The following is a 3,289-nucleotide window of genomic DNA, read 5'->3' as shown; positions in this document are numbered from 1 at the left end:
GGTCGCCGCAGTTGGAGACGCGTTAGCCGAAGAGAACGTGGTCACCGGCGAGGCGCTGGCCGACGATGAGTTCGGTGTGAAGTTCGACGACGGCGACTACTTCGTCCGCGCCAACGAGGCCGAGGGCATCACGTCCGCGGTCGGCGGGGCCCGGTTCATCATGCTTCCCGATGAGATCGGTTGGAAATGGGTGATCATGGGCACCGATCGCCGCGCACTGATAGGCGAGCGCACAGACGGCTCCCTGTACGGCATGTACGAGCCAGAACCCGAAGTCCTCATGCCCGTGCAGTTCGTCGGTGATTCCCTCTCCGCCAATTGGGTGTCGTACCTCGGCGGGGTCGCGACGGCACTGGAAGGCCGAGCAATCACCACCATCGGCATCGGCGGCCAAACGTCCCCGCAGATCGCCGCACGCCAAGGTGGGGTGCCGGCACTGCTCACACTCAACGGCAACGCGATCCCCGCGTCCGGCACGGTCACCGTTACCGCCTGGTCCGTCAATCTCCTGCAGATCACCGCAGACGGGTCACGCTCACTCGAAGGCTCCTTATGCGGAATCCCCGGCACCCTGACCGCAACCCGCACCGCAGGACCGACGTACGCCTACACCTTCACCCGCACCACTGCTGGTGCCGTCACGCCGTGCCCACCCTCGACACCGTTCCAGACCAACACCGGCCGCGGCCTGATCCCGGTCATCTGCGTGGGCCGCAACAACATCAACGACACAGCCGATTCGATGGTCGCGCAGGTTCGCGCCATCATCGCCTACGCGGGCACCGACCGAGCGCTGGTGATGTCGATCCCCCCGAAAGACGTCGAAATCAACACCCCGACGACCGACCGGGCGAAGGTCGATGCCATCAACGCCGCACTACGGGACGCATTCGGTCCGTACTGGGTCGACAGTGCCGCGCACCTTCGCTCGGCCGACGTCCTCACCTCCGTAGGGATCACGCCCACCGCAACAGACCTGCAAAACATTGCCGATGGCGTGACGCCCCTGTCATTCCGCTCTGACGATCTGCACTACAACGCCAAGGCGTACGAGGCGCTGACCCTTCTGATCGACCACCACTTCAGCTCGAAAGGCTGGTAACCCACCATGGCCGGACTTGGAATCATCATCCCCCGCGCGGGCTCCGGGCCTGTCGTCCCCGACACCGACTCCCGACTCCACTCAGGTTCACTACTCCTCCTCGATGTCATGCATTCGAGTGCGCCTCTCGCCGCAGGTGTGCCTGCCGACGCCTCACTGATCCCGAACATCGCCCACACCCAGGCCGCAGCGGCGATCGGCGGATCGCCCACCGAGGCCGCACTCGCGGGCATCTTCAAGACCAATGCGCTGACCGGTAGCGTCGGGCTCCTTGAACGCAGCTCAAAAGGCGGCATCCACGCCATCGTCACCCAAGGCACCCTCGCCCTAAGCGCTGGCGGCGCGGCCATCCTGGTCCCAACAGCCATCCGCCAGTACATGTTCGACAACCCCACACACGGCATCTACATGTCGCAGTGGACGAACCGCACCCGCGCCCAGACACTGACGACCGGCACCACCAACTTCAAGTTCGCGATCTCCGCGTCATCCTCGGCCCTGGCGAACTACAAGCTCGGCCATGTGTCGCTGGGTTCTCAGTCTGAACGGCCCACCTCGGCGTCGGGCACCTTCCTGGGAAAGCGCACCGGAGTCTCCGGCAACGAGGTCGGCTCCCAGTTCGTGAACTCCGCATCGAACGGGTGGACCGGCACCGCGCCGACATCCCTGGCGACCCTGTCTGCGTACGGGTTCAACGTCGGCTCACCGCTCACCAGCCCGACGACCAACCGCCAGGCTTCGGGATTCTCCTCGGAGATCTTCTACGCCTGCTACATCGAGGATCTGACCGTGTCGGGCCGCACCTACGCCGAGGTCGACGCCCTCGACCAGGCGGCTTTCACCGCCGCGTTCGGCACTGGTGGGCGATACAACGGTGACACCTACACCGCGCCGTCGACCATCGCGTAGCCCGCCCATAACACCAAGACTGCTACGACTGCGGTGGCAGGTTGTAGATGAATAGCACCACCAACGCCGCACCCCCGACTGCCCATGCGAGGTATGTCAACACTTGGTTGACAGGCCCTCTCTCGATGGGTGGTCGGGGGTGATCTCGCCGGTACAGGTAGTAGCCGATCGCGCACACGGCTATGAAGATCAGCGTCAGCATGCGCCTCAAGCTACGGCACGGTACAGGTCCAGGCTGTCGATTGCGGCACGCTTTCGCTCATCCTTCACGCCCATGTATCGCTGCGTGTGTTCCAACGACGATTGGCGCATCAGCTCTTGGACCACCCGGGCGTTAGCCCCGCCGTCGAGCAGTGTCGTCGCATACCAGTGCCGCAGTGGGTGCGCCGACCCTGGGATGTCTGCCCGCCGGAACGCATCACCGACGATCTGTGACACCGACTTACGGTTCACGTGCTGCCCTGGCCGGGTCGAGTTCGACGGGAACCAATAGCCCCGGTGTGGCATCGTCACGGCCGTCGCCTCGAGCACCGGGTGCAGTGGCACCCAGTCTTCGTCGCCGCCCTTGCCGAGGACGATCATCCGCCGGCGAGGTAGATCGACGTGTTCTCCTCGGAATTTGGCGATCTCGATGCAGCGGAGGCCGGCCAACGCGGCGAGCAGGATCATCACCCGCGTGCGGTGATGCATGTTCACGCGAAGGAGTTTGATCAGGTTCTCGTCGGCCACCGGGCGGGGCTTCCGCTTCGGCTGCTTGACCTTACCCACTTTCAGCATCGGGTCATCCGCTCGGATGTCGTGCAGCTGCAGCCACCTGAACCACGTCTTCAAATACGAGTGGTACGTGTAGTGAGTGCCGGCCGACCACTCGGGGTGCGATCGGTACCACCGCACGATGTCGATCGGCTGCGCGTACGTGGGGTCGAGTCCGGTGTCGGATTGGAACCGCTGCAGGACGCGGATCCGCTCGGACACCGTGCAGTCCGAGCGGCGAGTTCCAACCTGAAAGACTTCCCATTGGTCAATCGTTGCGTTAGTGCTCATTGGGCAGGCTTACCCCCGATTCGGACAGTCGGGTCTGGTTTGCGACAAGACCAATGCGACACGGGCACCGGTGGTATAGAGCCGGAAACCTCGCACACAAACTCGCCACAGACGTGGCAGTAAAGGGCGTTCATCCGGTCGGCCTGAGCTCGTGCAGTACGCCCGGTAGAGGTGTATGCATCGTGGACCTTTTAATCCGCAGGTCGTAGGTTCGAGTCCTACTGGGGGCACCAC

General features: G+C 63.9%; 3 protein-coding genes. 2 read left to right on the top strand and 1 reads right to left on the bottom strand.

Annotated elements, in window-relative coordinates; genetic code table 11:
- Together A2J02_RS28345 and A2J02_RS18180 are read left to right on the top strand one after the other, a co-directional pair.
- Positions 1-1,102, top strand: a 1,102-nt coding sequence (locus tag A2J02_RS28345; protein ID WP_197478059.1) for a hypothetical protein, incomplete at its 5' end; no start/stop codon positions are given.
- A 6-nt stretch (positions 1,103-1,108) separates the two neighbouring features.
- On the top strand, positions 1,109-2,011 hold the full coding sequence (locus A2J02_RS18180) for a hypothetical protein (protein ID WP_068051846.1): 903 nt from the start codon (positions 1,109-1,111) through the stop codon (positions 2,009-2,011).
- A gap of 207 nt (positions 2,012-2,218) precedes the next feature.
- Here the strand turns inward: A2J02_RS18180 and A2J02_RS18170 are convergent, their stop codons facing one another.
- Positions 2,219-2,986 (bottom strand): tyrosine-type recombinase/integrase, encoded by a 768-nt coding sequence (locus A2J02_RS18170; RefSeq protein ID WP_231893855.1) that lies wholly within the window; start codon positions 2,984-2,986, stop codon positions 2,219-2,221.
- Positions 2,987-3,289: the final 303 nt, after the last annotated feature.

The sequence above is a fragment of the Rhodococcus sp. EPR-147 genome, from assembly GCF_001647185.1.
GTDB lineage: Bacteria > Actinomycetota > Actinomycetes > Mycobacteriales > Mycobacteriaceae > Rhodococcoides.
Note: the sequence above shows the minus strand (reverse complement) of the source record. Positions and strands in the feature narration are given on the sequence as shown.